This window comes from Hymenobacter terricola (assembly GCF_017921975.2).
Classification (GTDB): domain Bacteria; phylum Bacteroidota; class Bacteroidia; order Cytophagales; family Hymenobacteraceae; genus Hymenobacter; species Hymenobacter terricola.
Genome location: NZ_JAGEMO020000007.1, coordinates 214,071 through 234,462 on the forward strand (window position 1 = coordinate 214,071; position 20,392 = coordinate 234,462).

Below are 20,392 nucleotides of genomic sequence, written 5' to 3' on the forward strand. Positions count from 1 at the left end.
TGGACCCGATGCTGTTGCCTAATCAGGCAGCCTTTGATGCTAATAATTTATTAAATATCAGCCTGCTTCAGGCAGATGTACTCACCAAGGAGCTGGCACCGGCCTTAGCCGAAGCCCTCCCCGCCATTCAGCTTGTTGGGGATTCGCTGATGAAGCTTGGCTACCGGATAAAGCCCGCCGCCGCCTGGGATACCGGCCGCCCCGTGCTGGCTAGCGACGTCGAATTCACGCTGAAGCTGATGTTTTGCCCGGGCCTATCCAACGAGGTTGCCCGCAACCAGTACCGCTTCATCCGGGCAGTGCTGGCTGACGCCAGGGACCCGCGGCGTTTTGCGCTGGTATGCCAGGGGCAAGCCATCGAATACCAGAAGGCCTCCGGGGAATTCTTCGTTTTATCCGAAGCTGCTCTGGACCCCCGCGGGCAGCTTCGCCGGTTTGCCCTGGCCGACCTGCAGAATCGCCCAGCCGCTGCGCCCCCGGATTCGGCCTTGCAGGCCCTGGCGCGGCGCTACGTGGCCGCTACCACCGGTCACATTTCCAGTCAATTGCCGGGCTGCGGGCCCTACCGGCTGGTGGCTTGGGAAAAAGACCGGTACCTCACTTTTCAACGCAAGCCGCACTGGTGGGCCGACCAGCTGCGGCCGGTGCCGTTTGTGTTGCAGGCCCGGCCCCGGCTGCTCCGCTACGTCATCATTCCCGATGCCGCAACCGCAACCCTGGCGCTGCGACGCGGCGACCTGGACGTGTACCCGCAAATGCCCGCCCACGAATTTGCCCGCCTGCAGGCGTCGCCTGCGGCGCGCGCGTCCCTGAGCTTTTATTCCACGCCTTCTTACGATGTCGTGACGGCTGGTTTCAACACCCGCCATCCGGCCCTGGCCGATGCGGCCACGCGCCGGGCCCTGAGCCGGTGCTTCGACGCCGCGGGCTTGCTACGGGCTACGCAGCTGGGCGCGGGGCAGCGCAGCACCGGCGTCATCAGCCCAGCCGACAGCCTCAATTACAACGACAGCTTAGCGCTGTTGCCGTTCGACCCGCCTGGCGCCGCCTGGCTACTGCGCCAGGCGGGCTGGCAGCGAGCGGGGCAGGCCGACAGCGGCTGGTTCCGCTCGGCCGGCCTGCACGGGGGGCGCCAGCAGCTGCGGCTGGTGCTGCGATACCGCGCCGACGAATCATTATTTGCCACCATTGCGCTGCAGTTTCAGGCTACCGCTGCGGGAATTGGCATTCCGGTAATTCTCCAACCAACCGAATCTGGGGCCTTTACGATGGCGCTGCGGACCGGCGATTTCGACATGTACGTGCGCGTGCTGAAGGGCAACCCGTTCATGTTTAATTTTACGCCGGTCCTCCATTCCTCAAGCGTCGGAATAAGCAATTCGACCGGGTTCAGCACTCCGGCCAGCGACCGGCTTATCGAGGCCATTACAACGGCCGACACCAGAGTGCACCGGGCGCGGCTCCTGCGCCAATTTCAAGCCCTGATGCAGCAAGAAGCCCCGTTGGTGCCGCTGTTCTTTTTGCCCAATCGCATTGCGGCCGACCGGCGGCTGCGCGGCTTGCACGCCAGCAGCCTCAAGCCGGGGTATTCTGCTGCTACCCTGGAGCGCGGCCCATCCTCTTCGCCAACCCCGTAGCGCATGGTCCGATTAGTATTCTGGCGCCTGGCCCGCACGGGGCTCGCGGTGTGGGCCCTGGCATCGGCAGTGTTCCTGCTGAGCCACCGGGACGCCAGCGCGGCCTTGCTGCTGGCGGCCCCAACTGCTTTCGACCTGGGGGCCACCCACACCGCCGCTACCCCGGCCCAACAGCTGGCGGCCCAACGCGCCGTGCAGCAGCGGCTGGGCCTTGACCGGCCCCTTTTCTACTTGAGCCGCAACGCCAACCCGCGCATCGGCCGGGTGCAATGGCACTGGAATGGCCGCCGCAATCAGTACCACCGCTGGGCGGCGGGGCTATTGCATGGCGACTGGGGCACGTCGTTCCGCACCGGCCAGGCGGTACCGGCCCGGTTGCGCGCTGCGCTTGCCTACACATTGCCGCTCACGGGCGCGGCAGCGGTGCTGGCGGTGCTGGCGGCCCTGGCCCTGGCCCAACGCCTGGCCGCCGCACCGTGGTGGCAGCAGCCCCTGCGAGTGCTCCTGACCGCGGTCCACGCCCTGCCCTTGTTCGTGGTGGCGCTGGCCTTGCTGCTGGTCTTTGCCAATCCTGAAGTAGTGGCGTGGTTCCCAGCCTATGGGCTCGACCAATCCCCTGAGGTTGAGGCGAGTGCATGGGGGCACCTCGCCACTTACCTGCTGCACCTGGTGTTGCCGGTGGCGGCCCTCACGCTCACGGCCATGCCCGAGCTTGCCCTCCAGCTCGATGCGGCCCTGGCGCGGGAGTTGCGCACCGGCTATGCCACCACGGCCCGCGCCAAGGGGCTGGCCGAACCCGCGGTTATCAGGCACCATGCCCTGCGCAATGCCTTGCTGCCCACCATCGCCCAGGTCACCGAATTATTGCCCGCTTTAGTGGCCGGGGCGGTGGTGGTTGAAGTGGTATTTGCGCTGCCCGGCATGGGGCGGCTATTGGCCGAAGCCGCCGCTGCCCGCGATTACCCCGTGCTGGTGGGCGGGGTGCTGCTGACGGGCGCGGCGCGCCTGCTGGCCCTGCTCCTGGCCGACCTTCTATATTTCTGGGCCGACCCCCGCATCCGTTGGCAATCCTGACTTTCGCCCCACTTTCCTGGGCCCAAAAGCTGGCGCTACTGTGGCTAGGCCTGGTGGTGCTGGCCGCTGGGCTGGCCCCGGTATTGCCGCTGCCCTACCGGCCCGGCGTGCCCGATTTAGCTCATCTGGCCCAAGCCCCTTTTGGCCCGGGGCGCCACTGGCTCGGCACCGACCCGCAGGGGCGCGACGTGTTAAGCGTGCTGGTTTTTGGTGCACGCACCGCCATGCTGCTCACGTTGCCCGCCGCCGTAATGGCGGGCCTGCTGGGTGCGGCGGCGGGCGGGGCCGCGGGGTATTGGGGCAATACCACCCGGCTGGCCGCTCCTTGGTGGCTATTGGGAGTGGGCAGCACCTGGTGGGCGCTACGGCTGCCCGTTCCCTTGCTGGGGCTGGTGGTGGCGGCGCTCGGACTGGGCCTGACGCTGGCCACCCGGCTGTACCGTCGGCCCGTGCCCGCTTGGCCAGTGCCCATCAATGCGGTGGTAATGGGCGCGGCAACCACCCTCGACACCATTCCGCGCCTGGTGCTGGTGGTGGCTTTGGCGGCCAGTACGGCCGTATCACAGCCGGTCTTATTGGCACTGCTCACCCTCACCTCGTGGCCGTACCCGGCTCGACTGGTGCGTGCCCAAATGCTGCGGGTGCGTGCCCTGCCTTTCATCGAAGCAGCCCGAGCCGCCGGGGTTCCCGCTGGTCAGATTTGGCTGCGCCATGCCCTGCCACAGGCATTGCAGCCGCTACGCACCACGCTTCCCCTCAGCATAGCCGGGCTGCTGGCGCTGGAAAGCACCTTATCGTTTTTGGGCATTGGCTTGCCTCCGGATGTGGCTAGCTGGGGACGTCTCCTGGCAACCGCGCGAGAGGAGCCGACCGCTTGGTGGATATTTTTATTCCCGAGTATTTTATTAATAATAAGCATGTTAAGCCTCAATGCATTGGGGCGCCAAAGGCGTATCTTGGGCTGATTTGGTCACTCCCGCGCCCTTCAGGAGATGGCCTGTTTTCGGCCGAAATTATCAGGGAAATCGAATGTTCCCGATGTCGCAAATCGGGTTTTTTTTCGAAAACCAGAAGCCCCATTATTCGACGACCTAAACGAATCAATTCATTGATTATCAAATCAATGAATGCCATTCTTCCTGTAGTATTATTCTGCAAAAAAGATTTTTACGGGCAATTACTTGTGCTTTTCCTCTAAGATTGGCTGATTTCTGATGTCTTAATCTGAAGCGTTGTGTCCTTTTTTTCAGGTAAAGAGGGGCCGTAACATTGTATTGCCTTAGCGGAACTTCTGTTTGCGCTGTGGCTATTTCAACTCCTTACCTCTACCTAACCCAGTATGTATCTACTCATTTACCCTTCATTAAGTACCCCTCGCCGCCCCAAAGCGCTAAACCGACTGGTCCGTCCCGTTTCTGTGGGCATCGATTTTGTGACGCCGGATGGCACAGTTGTTCCGCGCGCCTTGGGCGAAGCTGCTTTGCTGGGCCGCACCGCCGTGCTGGTAGGCGGCTTGTTGGTGGGAATCTGGCCCCAATCCTAAAAATCACGCACCTGCTTTCCCTCCTTTCTATTCCACGTATTTTCTATTCTCCTGCTCCTTAATCTACCACCAACACTGTTCTATCTGGCGTAATACTCTACCCCCAATTCTGTATCTACCGCTCACCGGCTACCCCTGTTGAGTTTAACCCGCCGTCTACCCCGGCGGGTTTTTTTTAGCCCGCTGCCGTTTTGCTTTGCTCCCCAACCACGCCAATGCCTTCGGCAAAAGTGTGCGGGCGGTAGCCCAGTTCGCGCCGGGCCTTGTCGATGAGGAACCCGGTGCGGGCAGGCCGCCGGGCCGGCTGCGAAAACGTGTGCGCATTGACCCGCGCAATCAGGCTGCGGTCGAGGCCGAAATAGTCGGCTACGCGCAGGGCCATGGCGTAGGGAGTGAGCAGTTCGTCGCTGCTGAGGTGGTAAATGCCCTGCGCGGCCTGCTGCGCCACTAGCCAGCAGCCCTGGGCCAGGTCTTCGGCCAGGGTGGGCGTGCGCCACTGGTCGTCCACTACTTTGATGGCTTTGCCGGCGCGCAGGGAGTCGCGCACCCAAAGCACGATGTTGGTGCGGCCGTATTCGTGCGCTACGCCGTACACCAGCACCGTGCGGGCAATGGCCCAGCGGCCGGCACTGGCTTGCACCAGGCGCTCGGCGGCCAGCTTGCTTTCGCCGTAGAAATTGATGGGGCCGGGCTCCGCTTCTTCGGACAGCGGGCCGGCTTCGCCACTAAAAACAAAGTCCGTGCTGACGTGAGTGAGGTGGATATTCTGGGCAGCGCAGGCCAGCACGAGGTTTTCCACGGCCGTCACGTTTTGCAGCCAGCAGGCCTCCTGGTTGAGTTCGCACTCGTCCACGTTGGTCAAGGCCGCGGTGTGGATGAGGTGAGTGGGCTGCTCCTGGGCCAGCACCCGGCGCACCTGGGCGGCATCGGTAACGTCGAGCGGCCGGAACTGCAGGTCGGGGTAGAGGCCGGCCAGCTTGTTGGCCCCGCGTGAAGTAGCCACCACGGCAACCTCCGGCTGCTGCCGGAGCAGGGCCACAAGCTTCTGGCCCAGCAGGCCGTTGGAACCGGTGAGCAGAATTTTCACCGGTTTATTGGTAAGTGTAGCCGTAGAGCTTGGCAATTTTCTTGCACTTCAGCTTCTCCACTTTCATGGTCATTTTGAGGTCGGCTAGGGGGCGGTCGCGGCCGTCTTTGGGCTGCTTGGCAATTTTATCGATGACGTCGAGGCCTTGAATCACCTGGCCGAAAACAGTGTACTGGCCATCAAGAAAATGAGCCCCGTCGTGGTTTTCGACCAAATAAAACTGGGTGATGCTACTGGGGGTGCCCGCCGGGCCGCCCATGCGGGCGGCGGCCACGGCGCCGTATTCGTGCTTATGGCCGGGAGTCAGCTCGGCCGGAATGGTGCCTTCGTTGGGCTGGCCCAGGCCGTCGTTGCCGGGGTCGGCATCTTTAGAGTTGGCATCGCCGCCCTGAATCATGAAGCCAGGGATGATGCGGTGAAACGTGGTGCCGTCGTAGAAACCGCTTTTGGCTTTCTTCAGAAAGTTAGCCTTGTGCAGCGGGGTGTCTTCGAACAAAACCAGGCGAATGACACCCTGGGCAGTGGTGAGGGTGACGACTTCGTCCTTGTGACTTTTTTTAAGGCGTTTGCCGGGTTTGTCGGCGGCAAAGGCGGGGCTGACCAGCCATAACAGGGCCAGCAGCGCCCACCCGAGGCGAGGAAAATAGAACTTCATTTGAAGAAAAGCGAGTGAAACGGAATGCCCGCAAAACTACGCGGATTCACTTACCAGTCGCAAACGGGCCGCACGCCACGCGGCGAAGTCCTTACCCTCGGTGCTCGCGGATGCTGGCCAGAATCTCGCGGCCGCCGCGGGCCAGCACAGCATCAGCCACCGAAACACCCAGAGCATGAGCTTCGGCCACGGTTTCGACGGCCTGAATTTCCTCCACGTATTCCTCGCCGCTCAGGCTGATGAGGCCGCCGTGCAGGCGCAGGCCGTGGCCATCGAGCGTGGCCAGCGCGAATGAGGGAATGCTGCACCCGCCTTCCATGGTGTGCAGAAAGGCGCGCTCGGCCAGCAGGCAGGTGTGGGTGGCGGGGTGGTCGAGGGCGGCCTTGAGGCGGGCTTTGAGGTCGTCGTCCAGGTCGGCGGCACACTCGATGGCGATGCTGCCCTGGCCGGTGGCGGGCACAAATTGGTTGGCGGGCAGCGTGTGGCGCACCAGTTGCCCGTAGCCCATGCGGTGCACGCCGGCGTAGGCCAGCACCAGGGCATCAAACTGGCCCTCTTCCAGCTTGCGGAGGCGGGTCTGGAGGTTGCCCCGGGCTTCAGCCGTTTCGGCAAGGGGATAGAAGCGGCGCAGCTGGGCCTTGCGGCGGGTGCTGCTGGTGCCCAGCACGATGCCGGGTTTGGTAAGCGAAAAATGCTCGTCCAGGCTCAGCACCACGTCGTTCACCTGCTCGCGCTCCAGGAAGGCCAGCAGCTCCAGCTCGCGCGGGATACTGCTTTGCACGTCTTTGGCCGAGTGCACGGCGAGGTGGGTTTCGCCGCGCAGCAGGCTGGCTTCCAGCTCTTCGGTGAACACGCCTTTGGAGCCGATTTTGGCCAGGGACCGGTCCTGCACCGCGTCGCCGGTGGTTTGCATGGGCACGATTTCGGTGGCGAAACCGGCCACGTGCAGCAGGCTGGCCACGTGTTCGGTTTGCCAGAGGGCGAGGCGGCTGGCGCGGGTGGCGAGGCGGATGGGGAAGGTCATTTAGCAAGTAACATTTAATATTTAACAACCCTGTGGCCCTAGCTCTGGGCCAGGCGGAGCTGGCTGCCCAGCCGGAGCGAGCTATCCACGAACACCATTTTGGGGTTGGCGTTGCGCTCGATATGGTAGTGGGCGTCGGTCAGCTCTTTGGTGAGCAAATCGGCGTTGCGGGGCGTCACAAATTTGGCGAAGCCGGCCACGAATTGCTGCTCGCCGTTGGCGAGGTGGGGCACAAATTTCGGGTCGATGCCGAACAATAATACTTTGCGCACCAGGCCCAGGGAGTAGGCCAGCATTTCCTTCTGGTTTTCGCGGCCCAGCTTCTGGAATTCCTCGCTTTTCCTCAGGATGTCGGCCGCTTTGCTGCCGTAGTTGAAGCACAGGCGCATCCAGCCGCTGAAGAACTCGAAGTAGTCGTGGTCGGCATTGGCGTCGCGACTAGCCAGGGCGGCGCCCAGGCTGCCGTCGGCCAGCTGGGCTACCTGGCGGGCTTTCACTTCGGGCACCTGGTACTCGTCGCGCAGGTAGGCGGTGATGTCGTCCTCCGAAAACGGGCGCACCACCACCGGCTGCACCCGGCTGATGATGGTGGGCAGCAGCTGCTCAGGCGCGTGGCTCACCAGCAGGAAAATGGTGGCGGGCGGCGGCTCCTCTAGCAGCTTGAGCACGGCGTTGGCGGCGGCGGGGTGCATGAGCTCGGGCAGCCAGAGAATCACGATTTTGAAGCGCGCCTCAAACGCTTTCAGGCTCACCAGCTTCAGGATTTGCCCGGCCTCATCCTTGGAGATATTGCCCTGCTTGTTTTCGGCCCCGATGTGCTGCATCCAGTCGTTGAGGCCCTTGTAGGGGTTGTCGAGAATGAATGCCCGCCACTCGGCCATGAACTTGCTGCTGACCGCGTCCTTGGCCACCGTTTTGGTGGTGGTCACGGGCACGATGAAGTTCAAATCGGGGTGGGCCAGCTTGGCCGTCTTGGTGCAAGCCGGGCAGTGGCCGCAGCTGTCCTCGGCGTCGGCGGCGCGGGCCTCGCAGTTCAGATACTGCGCGTAGGCGAGGGCGAGGGCCAGCGCCGCACCGCCTTCCTGGCCCCGGAATAATTGGGCATGCGCCACATGCTGCCGCTGCACCGACTGGCGCAGGAGCTGCTTGACGGCGGACTGGTTGGGGATGTCGTTGAAAAGCACGGCAGTTAGTTGTCGCTTGGTTTCAAAAGTTTCTGACGCGACTTATGCTGCCAGAGCAACTTGAGGGAGTTGAAGTAATCGTTATCGAAACTAATAAGCTGAACTTCTGACAGCACAAAGGGTGGCTTGCCATTGTCGCGCACCCGTACCGTGCAATTGGGCGACAGTGTATCGACCCACAAATGCACAGTATCGACCTCGTTAATCCAACCAAAGAACGTGCAGTCTTCCTTATCAGTGAATTCTATCAGTCCATATCGCTGCTCCACCCATCGCATCATTCCCAGCAAGTCCAGAAAAGCAAAACCGGATGGCACATTTGCTTCGATATTCTTGAGCTTTAAAACCTGCTCGACTTGCTTTCGATTGCGATGCGGCTTGCGCGACACTATGTGCGCCTTCGCAATCAGCACATAACCATCTACTACATAATCAACGGGAATATGATGTAGTAATAGCCAATCCTCGTTTTCAGCCAGCCACAAACCTACCACGTCGGTTTCCCAACCAGCTAGTTGCACATATTCGACGCGGTAGGATTTCATCTTACTTCACCTTTTCCCAAATCCTGTCCGCCTCGGTGGCCTCAAAAACCACCTTCATTATTGCCTGCTCCACGGCATCGTACGGCAGGTTGCGCCGGGCCATCACGCGCTCGGCCACCTCGTTCACCTTGGGCAGCTTGAAGGTTTCGAAGCCCGCCGGCCCGCCCCAGCTGAAGCTTGGGATGAAGGTACGCGGGAAGCCGGCTCCGAAGATATTGGCCCCCACGCCCACCACCGTGCCGGTATTAAACATGGTGTTGATGCCGCACTTGCTGTGGTCGCCCATCATCAGGCCGCAGAAGGTCTGGCCGGTGTCCACGAAGCGGTGGGTGGCGTGGCTCCAGATTTTGACGGGTGCGTAGTTGTTTTTGAGGTTCGAGGTGTTGGTATCGGCCCCCAGGTTGCACCACTCCCCGATAACGGAATTGCCGAGGTAGCCGTCGTGGCCCTTATTGGAGTAGCCCAGCAGAATGCTGTTGCCGACTTCGCCGCCCACTTTACAAAACGGCCCTACCGTGTTATCGCCGCGCATTTTGGCCCCGGCGTTGATGTGCGAGCCTTCGCACAAGGCCAGCGGGCCTTTGATGATGGCGCCCTCGTGCACCTGCGAGTTTTTGCCCAGGTAAATCGGGCCGTCCTCGGCGTTGAGAATGGCGGCGCGGATTTTTACCCCAGGTTCAATGAAGATATTTTCGGCCCCGTACACGATGGTGTGCGCATCATTGACCGGCTGCGAGATGCGGCCTTTGGTGAGCAGGGCGAAGTCGCGACGGATTTCGACCCCGTTGCGCAGATACAACTGCCACGGCCGGTCGATGACCGTGACCGGCTCCGCCACCTGGATTTCCTCCGTCAGGCCATCCTGCACCAGTTCCGCAATCAGCGAGGCATCGGCCAGGTGGGCTGCTACCAGCAGTTCGTCGCAATACAGGCCCTGGCCCGGCCGCAGGGCCTGCACCTGCCGCACCAGCACGTCATCGGGGCACACGGCCCCGTTGATAACCAGCGCGGGACCGGTCACCAGGCCGTCGGCGCACACCGGAAACTTGGCCTGCAAATACGGCTGGGTGAGGTAGCCCACGGTGGGCGCGGCCAGGTGCCGTTGCCACTTTTCGGCCAGCGTGAGAATGCCGCAGCGCAACGCCGCCACCGGCCGCGTGAAGGTAAAAGGCAACAAGTGCGGCCGGATGGCGGGGTCATCGAAAAGCAGGATGTGCATCTACTTAGTTGTCAGTTGATAATTGTTGGTAGTCTGGTCAAACCCACGACCAGGCTGAGATAGCGCCGACTGCAAAGTTCGGGTATCGTAAAAAGAAAAGCTCCCGGCAGCTGGGCTACCGGGAGCTTTCGGTTGTCATGTCTTCAGCCTAACAACTGAAAACGAGCAACTGACAACTAAATTGGCTATTCTTTGTTGGCGCTGGCCTGCTCTTTCTTGGCGTAGCGGCTGCGGAATTTCTCCACGCGACCGGCCGTGTCGATGAACATGTTTTTGCCGGTGTAGAAGGGGTGCGAAGCAGAGCTTACTTCGATTTTCACCAGCGGATACGTCTTGCCGTCTTCCATCGTGATGGTGTCGGTCGGCTTCATCGTGGAGCGGGTGATGAACTTGAAATCCGAAGAAGTATCCTGGAATACTACTTCCTGATACTCGGGGTGCGTGTCTTTTTTCATATCGAGGGCCTGTTTTACCAGTTGAACCCTGCCGATTTTGCGGAAGGGACTGCAAAAGTACAGCTTAGCTCGGAAATACCCAACTATGGGTCCAATATTTTCCGGGCAGTGCGCGCGGCCACGGCGTGCGGCTGAGCTTGTTGACTCTATGAAAAGGTTGTACATTTGAATCCGACCCTCATTCGGGGCCGGTCCGTCGCGCGTGCTGAAATTTGTACTCATCCGCCGTCTGTTCCGTCGTTCCGGCCTTGCCACGCTGGCGCTGGTGCTGTGGAGCGTTGCCGTGGCGTATGCCGCCACGCTCACCTTGTTCACCGCCGCCTACGATGGCGCCAACGTGCGGGTGGAGTGGGAAGTAAACAGCGAAACCGACGTTACCGGCTTCGAGCTGGCCCGCAAAGCCGCTTCCGAAACCACCTACACCACGGTGAACAGCGTGACGCCCACCGGCCAGCGGCGCTACCAGTACCTCGATACCAACGTGTACCGGACCACGGCCGGCAGCGCCCCCGTCCCGGCCAATGCCAGCGGCCCCTACACCTACCGCCTCACGGTGCGCGGCCCCGGCGGCGACCAGAGCTACCTCACGGTGCTGGCCGGCACGCCCAGCGCCGTGCTCCGCTCCTGGGGCACCATTAAGTCGATGTTTCGGTAGGCCGGCAGCAAGTAGGATAAAAGAACGCGGAGCTTTGCTGCGCGCTGCCTGACGTTCTTTTGCACCCTAAAACTTACGTCTGACAAAAATGCCGGCTCCCACCCAGCTCTGCTTCGCTTCCAATAATGCCCACAAGCTGGATGAAATCCGGCCGCTGCTGCCGCCCAGCCTCGCCCTGCTGAGCCTGGCCGACATCGGCTGCCACGAAGAGTTGCCCGAAACCCAGGACACGCTGGAAGGCAACGCCCGCCAAAAAGCCGAATACGTGCGCCAACACTACGGCGTGGCCTGTTTTGCCGACGATACGGGGCTGGAAGTAACGGCCCTTGACGGCGCGCCGGGCGTGTACTCGGCCCGTTACGCCGGCCCCCAGCGGCTGGCCGAAGACAACGTGGCCAAGCTGCTGCAAGAGCTGGCCGGTTCGGCCGACCGTTCGGCCCGCTTCCGGACGGTGGTGGCCCTGGCCGGGGCCGATGGCACAGTGCACGAGTTCGCCGGCGAAGTGGCGGGCCACATTGCCGAACACGGCCGGGGCACGGGCGGCTTTGGCTACGACCCCGTGTTTGTGCCGGCGGAAGGCGACGGGCGCACGTTTGCCGAGATGAGCGGCACCGAAAAAAACCTCATCAGCCACCGGGCGCGAGCGGTGGCGGGACTCCTGACCTTTTTGAATGAGGACTGAGAGATGAGGGATTTCGGGCACCTCTGCCGATTCTTCATTCCCCATTATTAATTCTTCATTAAGCGCAGCGTTAACTTTGCCAGCTATGCAAACCCCGTATCTAATTGGCATCACCGGCGGCAGCGCCTCTGGCAAAACCACGTTTCTGCGCCGGCTTCTGGCGGCTTTTCCCGAAGAGCAGATTTGCCTCATTTCGCAGGACAATTATTACCACCCGCGCGAAAAGCAGCTCCGCGACGACCAAGGGGTTGAGAACTTCGACCTGCCCGCCAGCATCGACGCGGCGGCTTATGCCGCCGACGTGCTGAGCATCAGCCAGGGCCACGAGGTGCGGCGCAAGGAGTACACGTTCAATAACGCGGCGGCCACGCCGAAGGAGCTGGTGTTTCGGCCGGCTCCCATTGTGGTGGTGGAGGGCATTTTTGTGTTTCACTTCGAGGAAATCGCCAAGCTGCTCGACCTCAAAGTGTACATCGATGCCCAGGAGCACGTGAAGCTGCACCGCCGCATCATCCGGGACCGGGACGAGCGGGGCTACGACCTGGCCGACGTGCTGTACCGCTACACCCACCACGTAGCGCCTACTTACGAGCAGTTCATCGCACCCTACAAGCACTACGCCGACATTGTGGTGCCCAACAACCGCCACTTCGAAAAGGGCCTGGAAGTGCTGATTGGCTTTCTGCAAACCAAGGTAACGGCCGAAAAATAGCGGGCTGCTGCTCAGGGAAGTGGGGCGGCGGCGGCCTTCGCGGTCACTTCATCGGGGGTGAGCCGAAGCGTATTTTTGGGGGAACTTCATAATAATGTGAGTAAATACGGATTATCTTGGACCACCAAGCTTGAAGAACCGCCCGCCTTGGGGCGGCGTAAGTAGTGCTTGGTCTGGGGGAGGCAGTTACTTTTTGTTCGGCATTATTTCTTATGAAGCGCACGATTCTAGGGGTTGCGGTAATGGCCTTCGCGGGGCTGGCAGGGCTCACGAGCTGCGATAAAAACGGCCAGACCGGCGTGCTGCAGCACCCGGCCGGCAGCGCGGCCCTGCGCGTGGCCGTCACGCCCGATAAGGAGTATAGCGAGGTGTTCGACGCCTCGCTCAACAAGCTCAGCGATACGACCTACCTCATCATCACCAAGGCCGAGCGGGGCAGCGTATTTGCCGTGCACACCGGCCCATTGCCCACCGCCGACCACGCCGTGTGCTTCGCCAGCATCAATAACCCCGGCTTCCGGGAGTGCGTGGAAGAATACTACCACACCGCCGGGGGCGTGGCCATTCAGAATAACGAGGCCGGCTGGTGGGCCACCCCGCTGTAGCGGTTAATTGGGGACAGCACTTATTCAGAACGTCATGCTGAGCGGAGCCGAAGCATCTCTACCGCAGGAGTAATCCAGTCAAAAGGATTAGTTGCGCGGTAGAGATGCTTCGGCTCCGCTCAGCATGACGTCTTTTTTACCCTACTATTGAATGTATAGCAAAGCAGAAGTAACCCAGCTCCGCCAGGCGTTCTGGACGGCCTTTGGGCAGTACATGGCCCCGGTGCCCTCGGCCGAGGGCGACACGACGAACTGGATTAACTATAAGACGGGCCTGAAAAACGTGTATTTCCGGATGCAGGCCGATAACCGCCGGGCCACCATCGCCATCGAGCTGAACCACCCGGACGCCGGTATTCGGGAGCTGTTCTGGGAGCAGTTTCTGGAGCTGCGCCCGCTGCTGCACGAAGCCCTGAGCGAAACCTGGACCTGGGAAGCCGCCGCCACCGACCCCCACGGCCTGCCCTACAGCCGGATTTACACCGAGCTGAGCCCGGCCAACCTCTTCAGCCGCGACGACTGGCCGGCGCTGATTTCGTTCTTCAAGCCCCGCCTCATTGCCCTCGATGCGTTCTGGGCGGATGCGCAATATGCGTTTGAGGCGCTGAAGTAGCCTCCAAGCACAGCCACAAAAAAGCCCTGACCGCACAGGCGACCAGGGCTTTTTTGTGGTTTTAGGGCAATTCCCAGCTTTGTGTATGTAGGGTGCGGGGACGTACCCTACATACACAAAGCTACACATTGGGTGGCACGGCCGGGCCGGCCGCACTGCCTTGGCCGCCGCCGGTGCTGCCCACGCGGCGGGCTTTTTTGTAGGCCCGGTAAAGCGGCTTGTTCAGGAAGCGGAACACGGCCATGGGCTTGTCGAGCTCATACACCTGCTGCATGAGCACGAGCAGCAGGTCGGAGGCCGATTGGTTGCCTTCGCTGCGCTGGTCGATAAGGGAGCTGGTGCCGCGCACGGTGGCGGCAAAGGCCGTTTGCTTGCCGCGCAGCAGGGCCAGCGTGGGGACCGAAAGGCCGTAAGGAGCCAGGGCCTTGGCGTGGGCATCGGCATCGTGGAAGAGGCCGGCGGCCACGTCGCGCAGCTCTTCGGGCTTCATGTTCCGGAGCTGGGTGCTGCTGAGGGTGGCGCGGGCCAGCAGGGGGGTATCGTTGGTTTTGGTGGCAATGGAGCGCAGCGGGCCCAGTACGGCGGGCAGCACGTCCAGCAGCTCGGCGCGCAGGTCGGCGGCGCGTTGCGTGACGGCGGCGGTGCTGAGCGGGGCCGTGCCCACGGCCGTGGTGAGCAGCTGGTAGGCCGGGGCAATGTCGGCGGCTTCGGCGGCGGCCACTTCGCTGGCGCCGATGGCCTCGGCGTTGTCGGCGACGAACTTGACCAGCACGGTGGTCATGGCGTATTGTTTCTCTTCGCGGGCATCCATAAAAATGAAGGGGTTAGAACGATGGCACCGGTAGAATGGCCGCCGGCCGTCAAGGTTACCGCTTTTATCCGGACTTGACGGGATAAAGCTTGCCTGCGCAAATCTTAACACCTAAGTATAGCGGATAATTACCGTTGGATTCTACATTTGACGCGCTGTTCAGCTGCGCGCCTCCACCGCTGCGGCTGCCCCCTAGGGTCTTTCCACGGCCCGCTTGCCTTGCTGAGTTTTTCTACCGAGCTCTGGGCTTACCTGCAACTGGCAGGTCCCTCCGCGTTCGTGCCACTGTTTGCACGCTGCCTGTCGGCTTCCGACCCGTAACGTTTCCTTTTTTGGGCTGCTACTTGTGCTGTGCTACCTCATTTGTCCGGGGCATGGGCTCTTCATGCTCACCAACTGCGATAATTGGCGGACGAATTGCCCGCCGTTTTTCCAAGCCATTTTCCCTCATCCAACCTTTTGACTATCCCTATGAAAAGATTTTACAGTTTCCTGCTTCCTGCGCTCACTTGCCTGGCCCTGCTGCTGGGCCGCCCCGCCCCGGTCGCCGCGCAGTTCCTCTGGCAGCGGGCCGTGGGCACGGCCACTCGCGACGAAACGGCCGAGTTCATGGTGCCCGTCGCCGGCGGCTTCGTCACGCTGGGCAAGTTCCATCCGTCGGGTCAGCAGTTTGGCGAAGGATTATACCTCAGCAAGGTCAACTACGCCGGCGACACGGTGTGGACCAAGCGTTGGGTCCTGAACCAAGCCGACATCCTCTATCCCAGGGGCCTCATTGAGGACCGTAGTGGCAACCTCGTCGCTACCGTCATCACGTCCAACCCCTTGGCCAACCCCACCAGGCAACCGGTCTCACGGGGCCGGCTGGTTAAGTTCACGCCCACCGGCGACACGCTCTGGACGCGCACGGTGCAGGCAGCCAGCAACGCCGCCCTCGACGTGCTCGTGCTGGGCAATGACGGCAACTACGTCGCCATCGGCAATTTGGCCGCTACCCTACCGGCACTCTTCAAATATTCCCCAACCGGCGCGTTGCTCTGGACCCAACTTGTGCCGTACAACAATAGCATACTGGGGTACCTGCAAAATCTCGTCGCCGTTCCCGGCGGGTATTTGCTATTCGCGTCGTCCAATACCAATATCCGGGGCAAGTACATCTCCGTCGATGAGGTCGGCTTCTACCGGTTTGAACGGCTTGCTTCCTTCTATGGCCCGGTGCGCCTACAGCTGGATACGCAGGGAAACGTGTTGGCTATCGGGGGCGGCCTCACCAAGCTTACCGTGCAAGGCGACTCGCTTTGGACCCATTCCTACCAGCAGTACGGCGTTCTGCTATCCTTGAGCCGGCTCGTGGAGTTGCCCAACGGCCGCTACCTGGCCGCTGGCACCCGCGCCAACGGCCCGACCCACGACGTGGGCCTCGTGGTGGTGGACCGCAACGGCACCCGTCTGCGCGACACGCTCTTCGTACGCGGCGGCGACGAGAACGTGGCCGGCGTGGCCCTCACGCCGACCGGCAATTACGTCGTGGCCCTGGGTAGCGCCCCCGGTCCCATCGGCGGAACCGACCAAATCCTGTTCGCCTACCGCAACTGGGACCGCCTGCTGCCCACCCGCACGGCCCAGTCCGCAGGTCTGGCCCAACTGGCCGCCTACCCCAACCCCACCGCCGACGAACTCACGCTGATGGCCGCCGACGCGCACTTGCTTGCCGGGCACTGGGTGCTGTATGACCTACTAGGCCGCGCCGTGCAGACCGGTACCCTGCCCGGCCTAGCCTCTTGCCGCCTCTCGCTGGCCGGGCAGCCCGCCGGGCTCTACCTTCTGCAAGTCACCGACCCGCGTCGCAACACCATCCAAACCCTTCGGGTCGAAAAGAACTGATTTCCTAACCCGTTTTTTTACCTAAGCAGGCCACTAACGATGCGTTACTGGCCTTTTTTGATGCGTGGGGATGCCGGTTGGCATTGCGACCGGCTGCTCCCAGCCTGCGACTCCGATTTATAGCCTTGCGAGTTGGGTTTATGGGGTTGCGACTTCGGTTTATAGCCTTGCGAGTTGGGTTTATAGGGTTGCTACTTCGGTTTATAGGCCTGCGAGTAGCCTTCATAGGGTTGCGAGCTGACTTTATAGCCTTGCGACTTCGGTTTATAGGTCTGCGAGCGGACTTTACAGGGCTGCGACTTCGATTTATAGGGTTGCGAGCGGCCTTTATTGCCTTGCGACGGCCGTTTCCCTGGTCACGGGCGCGGCTCTTGCCTCGGTTTCGTCCAAAATGGTATCTTTGCAGACCCCGTCCATCCCCATGCTGGTTTTGCTCGCCCGTTTTTGGTTCTCGCTCCGCTTTGCCCTGCTCACCGCCACGGTGCTGCTGGTGCTGGGCCTGAACCAGCGTGCCGTGAGCGTGCTGCGCCCCGTGGGCCAGGGCGAAACGCGTCTGAACCTGCCCACGCGGGCCACCGTCGTGAAGCAGAAAGTATTGCTGGAAGCCACCACGGCGCTCGACCACTTCGTGGCCCCGCCGGCGGTGGAAGCCTGGCTGCCGGCCGCCGTGCCGGCGATGTGGCTCCCGGCCCTGCGCCGGGCCTTGGCGGTGCCGCGCCTTCGGGCCGGTGTGCGGGCGGGAGAGGTTTTCCGGGCGCGGCTGCTGGCCGTGGCGCTGTCGCCGCAGGCTCCTTAGTTTCAGTTGGCAGTTAGCAGTTAGCAGTGAACAGTTCATAGGCATAGTCCGGGGCTGTTGGCTGAGGGCTGCTTGTTTGCCACTCCCTCGTTTTCACTGCACACTGACAATTGTTAACTGATAACTGATTTTACAATGCGTAACAAAGGATTAATCATCGCGCTCACCCTCGTCGTCACGGCGTTGTGCGCGTACTTCCTGTTCTTCACCTACGTCTCGCGCGGGGTGCAGCAGAAGGCCATCACCTATGCCACGCACGATGGCAAGCTCAACGAAGGCCAGCGCCAGCACTACCTCGATTCGGTGTGGCGGGCGCCCGTGTTCGGCCCCTTCACCTACCGCGAAGTGCGCCAGAGCGAGCTCGGCCTCGGCCTCGACCTGAAAGGCGGCATGCACGTCACGCTGGAAGTTTCGCCGGTGGAAATCGTGCGCGCCATGAGCGGCAACAGCAAAGACCCCGCGTTCGTGAAGTCGCTGGAGCAGGCCCAGGAAGCCCAGAAAACCAACTCGGGCACGCCGTTTACGGCACTGTTTGCGCAGGCTTACCAGCAGAACGCCAATGGCAAGCCGTTGGCCACCATCTTCGCCAACACCACCAACAAGAGCCGCAACATCAACATCAACTCGAGCAATGAGAAGGTGATTGGCGCCATCGACAAAGAAGTGGAGGAAGCCATCGACCGCTCGTTCAACATCCTGCGCACCCGCGTCGATAAGTTCGGCGTGAACCAGCCCAGCATCCAGCGCGTGAAAGGCACCGGCCGCCTCCAGATTGAGCTGCCCGGCGTGGACAACCCCGACCGCGTGCGCAAACTGCTGCAAGGCCAGGCCAAATTGGAGTTCTGGGAAGTGTGGAACCAGAACGAAATCGGCCCCTACCTCGTGGCCCTCGACAAGCAGCTAGCCGCCAAAGCCGCCGCTGACAAAGCCGGCCCCGCCACCGCTACCGCCGCTGCCGACACTACTGGTTTTGGCACCGCCAAAGGCGACTCCACTACCTCACTGGCCCAGCAATTGGCCAAGAAATCGAAAGACGGCAAAGCTGCGGCTGACTCGTCGGCTACTTCCGCCAAGGGCGGCGTGCTGGCCAAGCTCTTCACCATGCCCGGCCGCCTGGGCGTGAACCTGCGCGACACCTCGGCCATGAACACCATCCTGCGTTCGCCGGAGGCCAAAGCCACTCTGCCCCCCACCCTGGCCCTGCTCTGGAGCCTGAAGCCGACCACCATCGACAAGCAGGAATACCTGGAGCTGATTCCGGTGCGCAAAACCCGCGACGGCGTGCCTCCCCTGGGCGGCGAAGTGGTGAGCGATGCCCGCTCCGACATTGGGCCGAACGGCCAGCCCGAAGTGCTGATGAACATGACGCCCTCGGGCTCGCGCAAGTGGCAGAAAATGACCGCTGCCAACATCGGCAAGCAGGTAGCCATGGTGCTCGATGACTACGTGTGCTCGGCCCCCGTGGTGCAGAGCGAGATTTCGGGCGGCGGCACCAGCATCACCGGCAGCTTCCAGCTGGAAGACACCGAGGATTTGGCCAACCAGCTGAAAGCCGGTAAGCTCCCCGCCCCTACCCGCATTGTGGAAGAGGCCGTCGTGGGGCCGTCGCTCGGCAAGGAAGCCATCAACCAGGGCCTGTACTCGTCGCTGGCCGGTTTGATTATCATCATGATTTTCATGGCCGCTTACTACGGCCGGGCCGGTATTGTGGCCGACGTGGCGCTGCTCTTCAACATGTTCCTGATTATGGGCGTGCTGGCGCAGTTTGGCACGGCGCTCACGCTGCCCGGCATCGCGGGCCTGATTCTGGTAATCGGCTCGTCGGTGGATGCCAACGTGCTGATTTTTGAGCGAATCCGAGAGGAGCTGGACCACGGGCTGAGCCTGACCGATGCCATCAACAAAGGCTACTCGCGCGCTTTCTCGGCCATTTTTGACTCGAACGTGACCACCATGCTGATTGCCGTCATCCTCGGCTTCTTCGGCACGGGCCCGGTGCAGAACTTCGCCATTACCCTCGGCATTGGCGTGCTCACCTCGTTCCTGTCGGCCGTGTTCGTGTCGCGCATCATCATCGAATGGCTGGTGAAAGGCAACGAAAACCACCCGATGACCTTTAGCACGGCCATTTCGCGCCACCTGTTCAAGAACCTGAACTTCGACATTGTGGGCAAGCGCAAGATTGCCTATACCTTCTCGGCCGTGGTCATCATCGTGGGCTTCACGCTGATGTACTTCCAGGGCGGCCCCAACCTGGGCGTGGACTTCAAAGGCGGCCGCGCTTACGTGGTCGACTTCAACAAAGCCATGGTCGCTTCCGACGTGGCCGACAAAATCCGTCCCGCCTTCAAGGACAACGGCCTTGAGGTGAAGCAGTACGGCTCGCCCGAGCGCTTGCGCATCACCACCGGCTACCTGGCCGAGGACGAAAGCCCCGCCGCCGACGCCAAAGTGGCCGACGCCCTCAACCAGGGCTTGCAGCAGTACAGCGCCGACGCGCCGGCCATCAAATCGACCTCGAAAGTAGGCGCCACCATCGCCGACGACATCAAGCGCACCTCGGTGCTCTCGCTGGGCCTGACTTTACTGGGCATCTTCGTCTATGTGCTGTTCCGCTTCGAGAAGTGGCAGTATTCGATGGCGGCCGTGGTGGCCCTGTTCCACGATGCGCTGCTGGTAATCGCGGCCTTCCCGATTGCCCGCGCCTTGGGTGCGAACTACGAGATGGACCAGATTTTCGTGGCCGCCGTGCTCACGGTTATCGGCTTCTCGATGAACGACACGGTGGTTATCTACGACCGAATCCGCGAGTACCTGCGCGAAAACCCCAAGCTGACCTTCGCCCAGGTGGTGAACCCGGCCCTGAACTCGACCTTCTCGCGGACGATGATTACGTTCACGACGGTGTTCCTGGTGGTGTTGGTGCTCTACATTTTCGGCGGCGAAACGTTGCGCTCGTTCTCCTTCGCCATGATTATCGGCGTGATTTTCGGCACGTATTCGTCGCTGTTCATCGCCACGCCCATCATCCTCGACACCTACGGCAAGAAAGAGGAGCGTGAGCGCCTTGCCGCCGGGGAGGACGTTTCGGGCCTGCCCGGCGACGCTCCCAAGTTGAGCACTGCCAACGTATAATCACGGATTTCGCGGATTGTTGGCTGAGCTGTTTTGGCCTTAATTGATTATTCGGATTCTATGCAAAAAAGGCCGC

General features: G+C 61.7%; 20 protein-coding genes. 12 read left to right on the top strand and 8 right to left on the bottom strand.

Features of this window, described 5'->3' with window-relative positions; translation table 11 throughout:
• Window positions 1-8: 8 nt before the first annotated feature.
• The 4 genes from J4G38_RS07575 (at window position 9) to J4G38_RS07590 (ending at window position 4,254) form a co-directional block, all read left to right on the top strand.
• Window positions 9-1,637: an ABC transporter substrate-binding protein gene (locus tag J4G38_RS07575; RefSeq protein ID WP_210513778.1), complete on the top strand. Its 1,629-nt coding sequence runs from the start codon at window positions 9-11 to the stop codon at window positions 1,635-1,637.
• Between the two features lie 3 nt (window positions 1,638-1,640).
• Complete coding sequence (locus J4G38_RS07580) at window positions 1,641-2,711, top strand: ABC transporter permease subunit (protein WP_210513777.1); 1,071 nt, start codon at window positions 1,641-1,643, stop codon at window positions 2,709-2,711.
• On the top strand, window positions 2,699-3,676 hold the full coding sequence (locus J4G38_RS07585; protein WP_210513776.1) for an ABC transporter permease: 978 nt from the start codon (window positions 2,699-2,701) through the stop codon (window positions 3,674-3,676). The genes J4G38_RS07580 and J4G38_RS07585 overlap by 13 nt, the downstream gene beginning before the upstream one ends.
• A gap of 374 nt (window positions 3,677-4,050) precedes the next feature.
• Window positions 4,051-4,254 carry a hypothetical protein gene (locus J4G38_RS07590; RefSeq protein WP_210513775.1) on the top strand — a complete coding sequence of 68 codons (204 nt, stop codon included), beginning with the start codon at window positions 4,051-4,053 and terminating at the stop codon, window positions 4,252-4,254.
• A gap of 175 nt (window positions 4,255-4,429) precedes the next feature.
• On the opposite strand, the gene J4G38_RS07595 is transcribed toward J4G38_RS07590, so the two are convergent.
• The 7 genes from J4G38_RS07595 to J4G38_RS07625 form a co-directional block, all read right to left on the bottom strand.
• Entirely contained in the window at window positions 4,430-5,341 is a 912-nt protein-coding gene (locus J4G38_RS07595; RefSeq protein ID WP_210513774.1) for an SDR family oxidoreductase, read from the bottom strand.
• 4 nt (window positions 5,342-5,345) lie between these two features.
• Window positions 5,346-5,996 (bottom strand): peptidylprolyl isomerase, encoded by a 651-nt coding sequence (locus J4G38_RS07600; RefSeq protein ID WP_210513773.1) that lies wholly within the window; start codon window positions 5,994-5,996, stop codon window positions 5,346-5,348.
• A 91-nt stretch (window positions 5,997-6,087) separates the two neighbouring features.
• Window positions 6,088-7,020: a hydroxymethylbilane synthase gene (gene hemC, locus J4G38_RS07605; RefSeq protein WP_210513772.1), complete on the bottom strand. Its 933-nt coding sequence runs from the start codon at window positions 7,018-7,020 to the stop codon at window positions 6,088-6,090.
• Window positions 7,021-7,058: 38 nt separating this feature from the next.
• Complete coding sequence (locus tag J4G38_RS07610; protein WP_210513771.1) at window positions 7,059-8,204, bottom strand: DNA polymerase III subunit; 1,146 nt, start codon at window positions 8,202-8,204, stop codon at window positions 7,059-7,061.
• Between the two features lie 5 nt (window positions 8,205-8,209).
• Window positions 8,210-8,749, bottom strand: coding sequence for a hypothetical protein (locus J4G38_RS07615; RefSeq protein WP_210513770.1), 540 nt, complete (start codon window positions 8,747-8,749; stop codon window positions 8,210-8,212).
• 1 nt (window position 8,750) lies between these two features.
• Window positions 8,751-9,968 (bottom strand): GlmU family protein, encoded by a 1,218-nt coding sequence (locus tag J4G38_RS07620; protein WP_210513769.1) that lies wholly within the window; start codon window positions 9,966-9,968, stop codon window positions 8,751-8,753.
• Between the two features lie 185 nt (window positions 9,969-10,153).
• Window positions 10,154-10,423: a type B 50S ribosomal protein L31 gene (locus J4G38_RS07625; protein ID WP_191003933.1), complete on the bottom strand. Its 270-nt coding sequence runs from the start codon at window positions 10,421-10,423 to the stop codon at window positions 10,154-10,156.
• A gap of 202 nt (window positions 10,424-10,625) precedes the next feature.
• Between J4G38_RS07625 and J4G38_RS07630 the strand changes: the two genes are divergently transcribed.
• From J4G38_RS07630 to J4G38_RS07650, 5 genes are all read left to right on the top strand, one after another.
• On the top strand, window positions 10,626-11,078 hold the full coding sequence (locus tag J4G38_RS07630; protein WP_210513768.1) for a hypothetical protein: 453 nt from the start codon (window positions 10,626-10,628) through the stop codon (window positions 11,076-11,078).
• Between the two features lie 88 nt (window positions 11,079-11,166).
• Complete coding sequence (gene rdgB, locus J4G38_RS07635) at window positions 11,167-11,760, top strand: RdgB/HAM1 family non-canonical purine NTP pyrophosphatase (RefSeq protein WP_210513767.1); 594 nt, start codon at window positions 11,167-11,169, stop codon at window positions 11,758-11,760.
• An 85-nt stretch (window positions 11,761-11,845) separates the two neighbouring features.
• A complete protein-coding gene (locus J4G38_RS07640; protein ID WP_210513766.1) occupies window positions 11,846-12,472 on the top strand; it encodes a uridine kinase family protein in 627 nt (208 codons plus the stop codon).
• Between the two features lie 212 nt (window positions 12,473-12,684).
• Entirely contained in the window at window positions 12,685-13,077 is a 393-nt protein-coding gene (locus J4G38_RS07645) for a hypothetical protein (protein WP_210513765.1), read from the top strand.
• A gap of 151 nt (window positions 13,078-13,228) precedes the next feature.
• A complete protein-coding gene (locus J4G38_RS07650; RefSeq protein ID WP_210513764.1) occupies window positions 13,229-13,690 on the top strand; it encodes a DUF4268 domain-containing protein in 462 nt (153 codons plus the stop codon).
• A gap of 121 nt (window positions 13,691-13,811) precedes the next feature.
• Here J4G38_RS07650 and J4G38_RS07655 read toward each other — a convergent pair whose 3' ends face one another.
• On the bottom strand, window positions 13,812-14,501 hold the full coding sequence (locus J4G38_RS07655) for a hypothetical protein (protein ID WP_210513763.1): 690 nt from the start codon (window positions 14,499-14,501) through the stop codon (window positions 13,812-13,814).
• Window positions 14,502-14,972: 471 nt separating this feature from the next.
• Here J4G38_RS07655 and J4G38_RS07660 point away from each other — a divergent pair, with 471 nt between their 5' ends.
• The 3 genes from J4G38_RS07660 (at window position 14,973) to secDF (ending at window position 20,316) form a co-directional block, all read left to right on the top strand.
• Window positions 14,973-16,385 carry a T9SS type A sorting domain-containing protein gene (locus J4G38_RS07660; RefSeq protein ID WP_210513762.1) on the top strand — a complete coding sequence of 471 codons (1,413 nt, stop codon included), beginning with the start codon at window positions 14,973-14,975 and terminating at the stop codon, window positions 16,383-16,385.
• Between the two features lie 421 nt (window positions 16,386-16,806).
• A complete protein-coding gene (locus J4G38_RS07665) occupies window positions 16,807-17,181 on the top strand; it encodes a hypothetical protein (protein ID WP_210513761.1) in 375 nt (124 codons plus the stop codon).
• A 135-nt stretch (window positions 17,182-17,316) separates the two neighbouring features.
• On the top strand, window positions 17,317-20,316 hold the full coding sequence (gene secDF / locus J4G38_RS07670) for a protein translocase subunit SecDF (protein ID WP_210513760.1): 3,000 nt from the start codon (window positions 17,317-17,319) through the stop codon (window positions 20,314-20,316).
• Window positions 20,317-20,392 lie beyond the last annotated feature (76 nt).

Coding starts and splice junctions, on each gene's coding strand:
- J4G38_RS07575 (WP_210513778.1), top strand. CDS start 9: ATGCTGTTGCCTAATCAGGCAGCCTTTGATGCTAATAATTTATTAAAT.
- J4G38_RS07580 (WP_210513777.1), top strand. CDS start 1,641: ATGGTCCGATTAGTATTCTGGCGCCTGGCCCGCACGGGGCTCGCGGTG.
- J4G38_RS07590 (WP_210513775.1), top strand. CDS start 4,051: ATGTATCTACTCATTTACCCTTCATTAAGTACCCCTCGCCGCCCCAAA.
- J4G38_RS07600 (WP_210513773.1), bottom strand. CDS start 5,996: ATGAAGTTCTATTTTCCTCGCCTCGGGTGGGCGCTGCTGGCCCTGTTA.
- hemC (WP_210513772.1), bottom strand. CDS start 7,020: ATGACCTTCCCCATCCGCCTCGCCACCCGCGCCAGCCGCCTCGCCCTC.
- J4G38_RS07615 (WP_210513770.1), bottom strand. CDS start 8,749: ATGAAATCCTACCGCGTCGAATATGTGCAACTAGCTGGTTGGGAAACC.
- J4G38_RS07620 (WP_210513769.1), bottom strand. CDS start 9,968: ATGCACATCCTGCTTTTCGATGACCCCGCCATCCGGCCGCACTTGTTG.
- J4G38_RS07625 (WP_191003933.1), bottom strand. CDS start 10,423: ATGAAAAAAGACACGCACCCCGAGTATCAGGAAGTAGTATTCCAGGAT.
- rdgB (WP_210513767.1), top strand. CDS start 11,167: ATGCCGGCTCCCACCCAGCTCTGCTTCGCTTCCAATAATGCCCACAAG.
- J4G38_RS07640 (WP_210513766.1), top strand. CDS start 11,846: ATGCAAACCCCGTATCTAATTGGCATCACCGGCGGCAGCGCCTCTGGC.
- J4G38_RS07645 (WP_210513765.1), top strand. CDS start 12,685: ATGAAGCGCACGATTCTAGGGGTTGCGGTAATGGCCTTCGCGGGGCTG.
- J4G38_RS07650 (WP_210513764.1), top strand. CDS start 13,229: ATGTATAGCAAAGCAGAAGTAACCCAGCTCCGCCAGGCGTTCTGGACG.
- J4G38_RS07655 (WP_210513763.1), bottom strand. CDS start 14,501: ATGGATGCCCGCGAAGAGAAACAATACGCCATGACCACCGTGCTGGTC.
- J4G38_RS07660 (WP_210513762.1), top strand. CDS start 14,973: ATGAAAAGATTTTACAGTTTCCTGCTTCCTGCGCTCACTTGCCTGGCC.
- J4G38_RS07665 (WP_210513761.1), top strand. CDS start 16,807: ATGCTGGTTTTGCTCGCCCGTTTTTGGTTCTCGCTCCGCTTTGCCCTG.
- secDF (WP_210513760.1), top strand. CDS start 17,317: ATGCGTAACAAAGGATTAATCATCGCGCTCACCCTCGTCGTCACGGCG.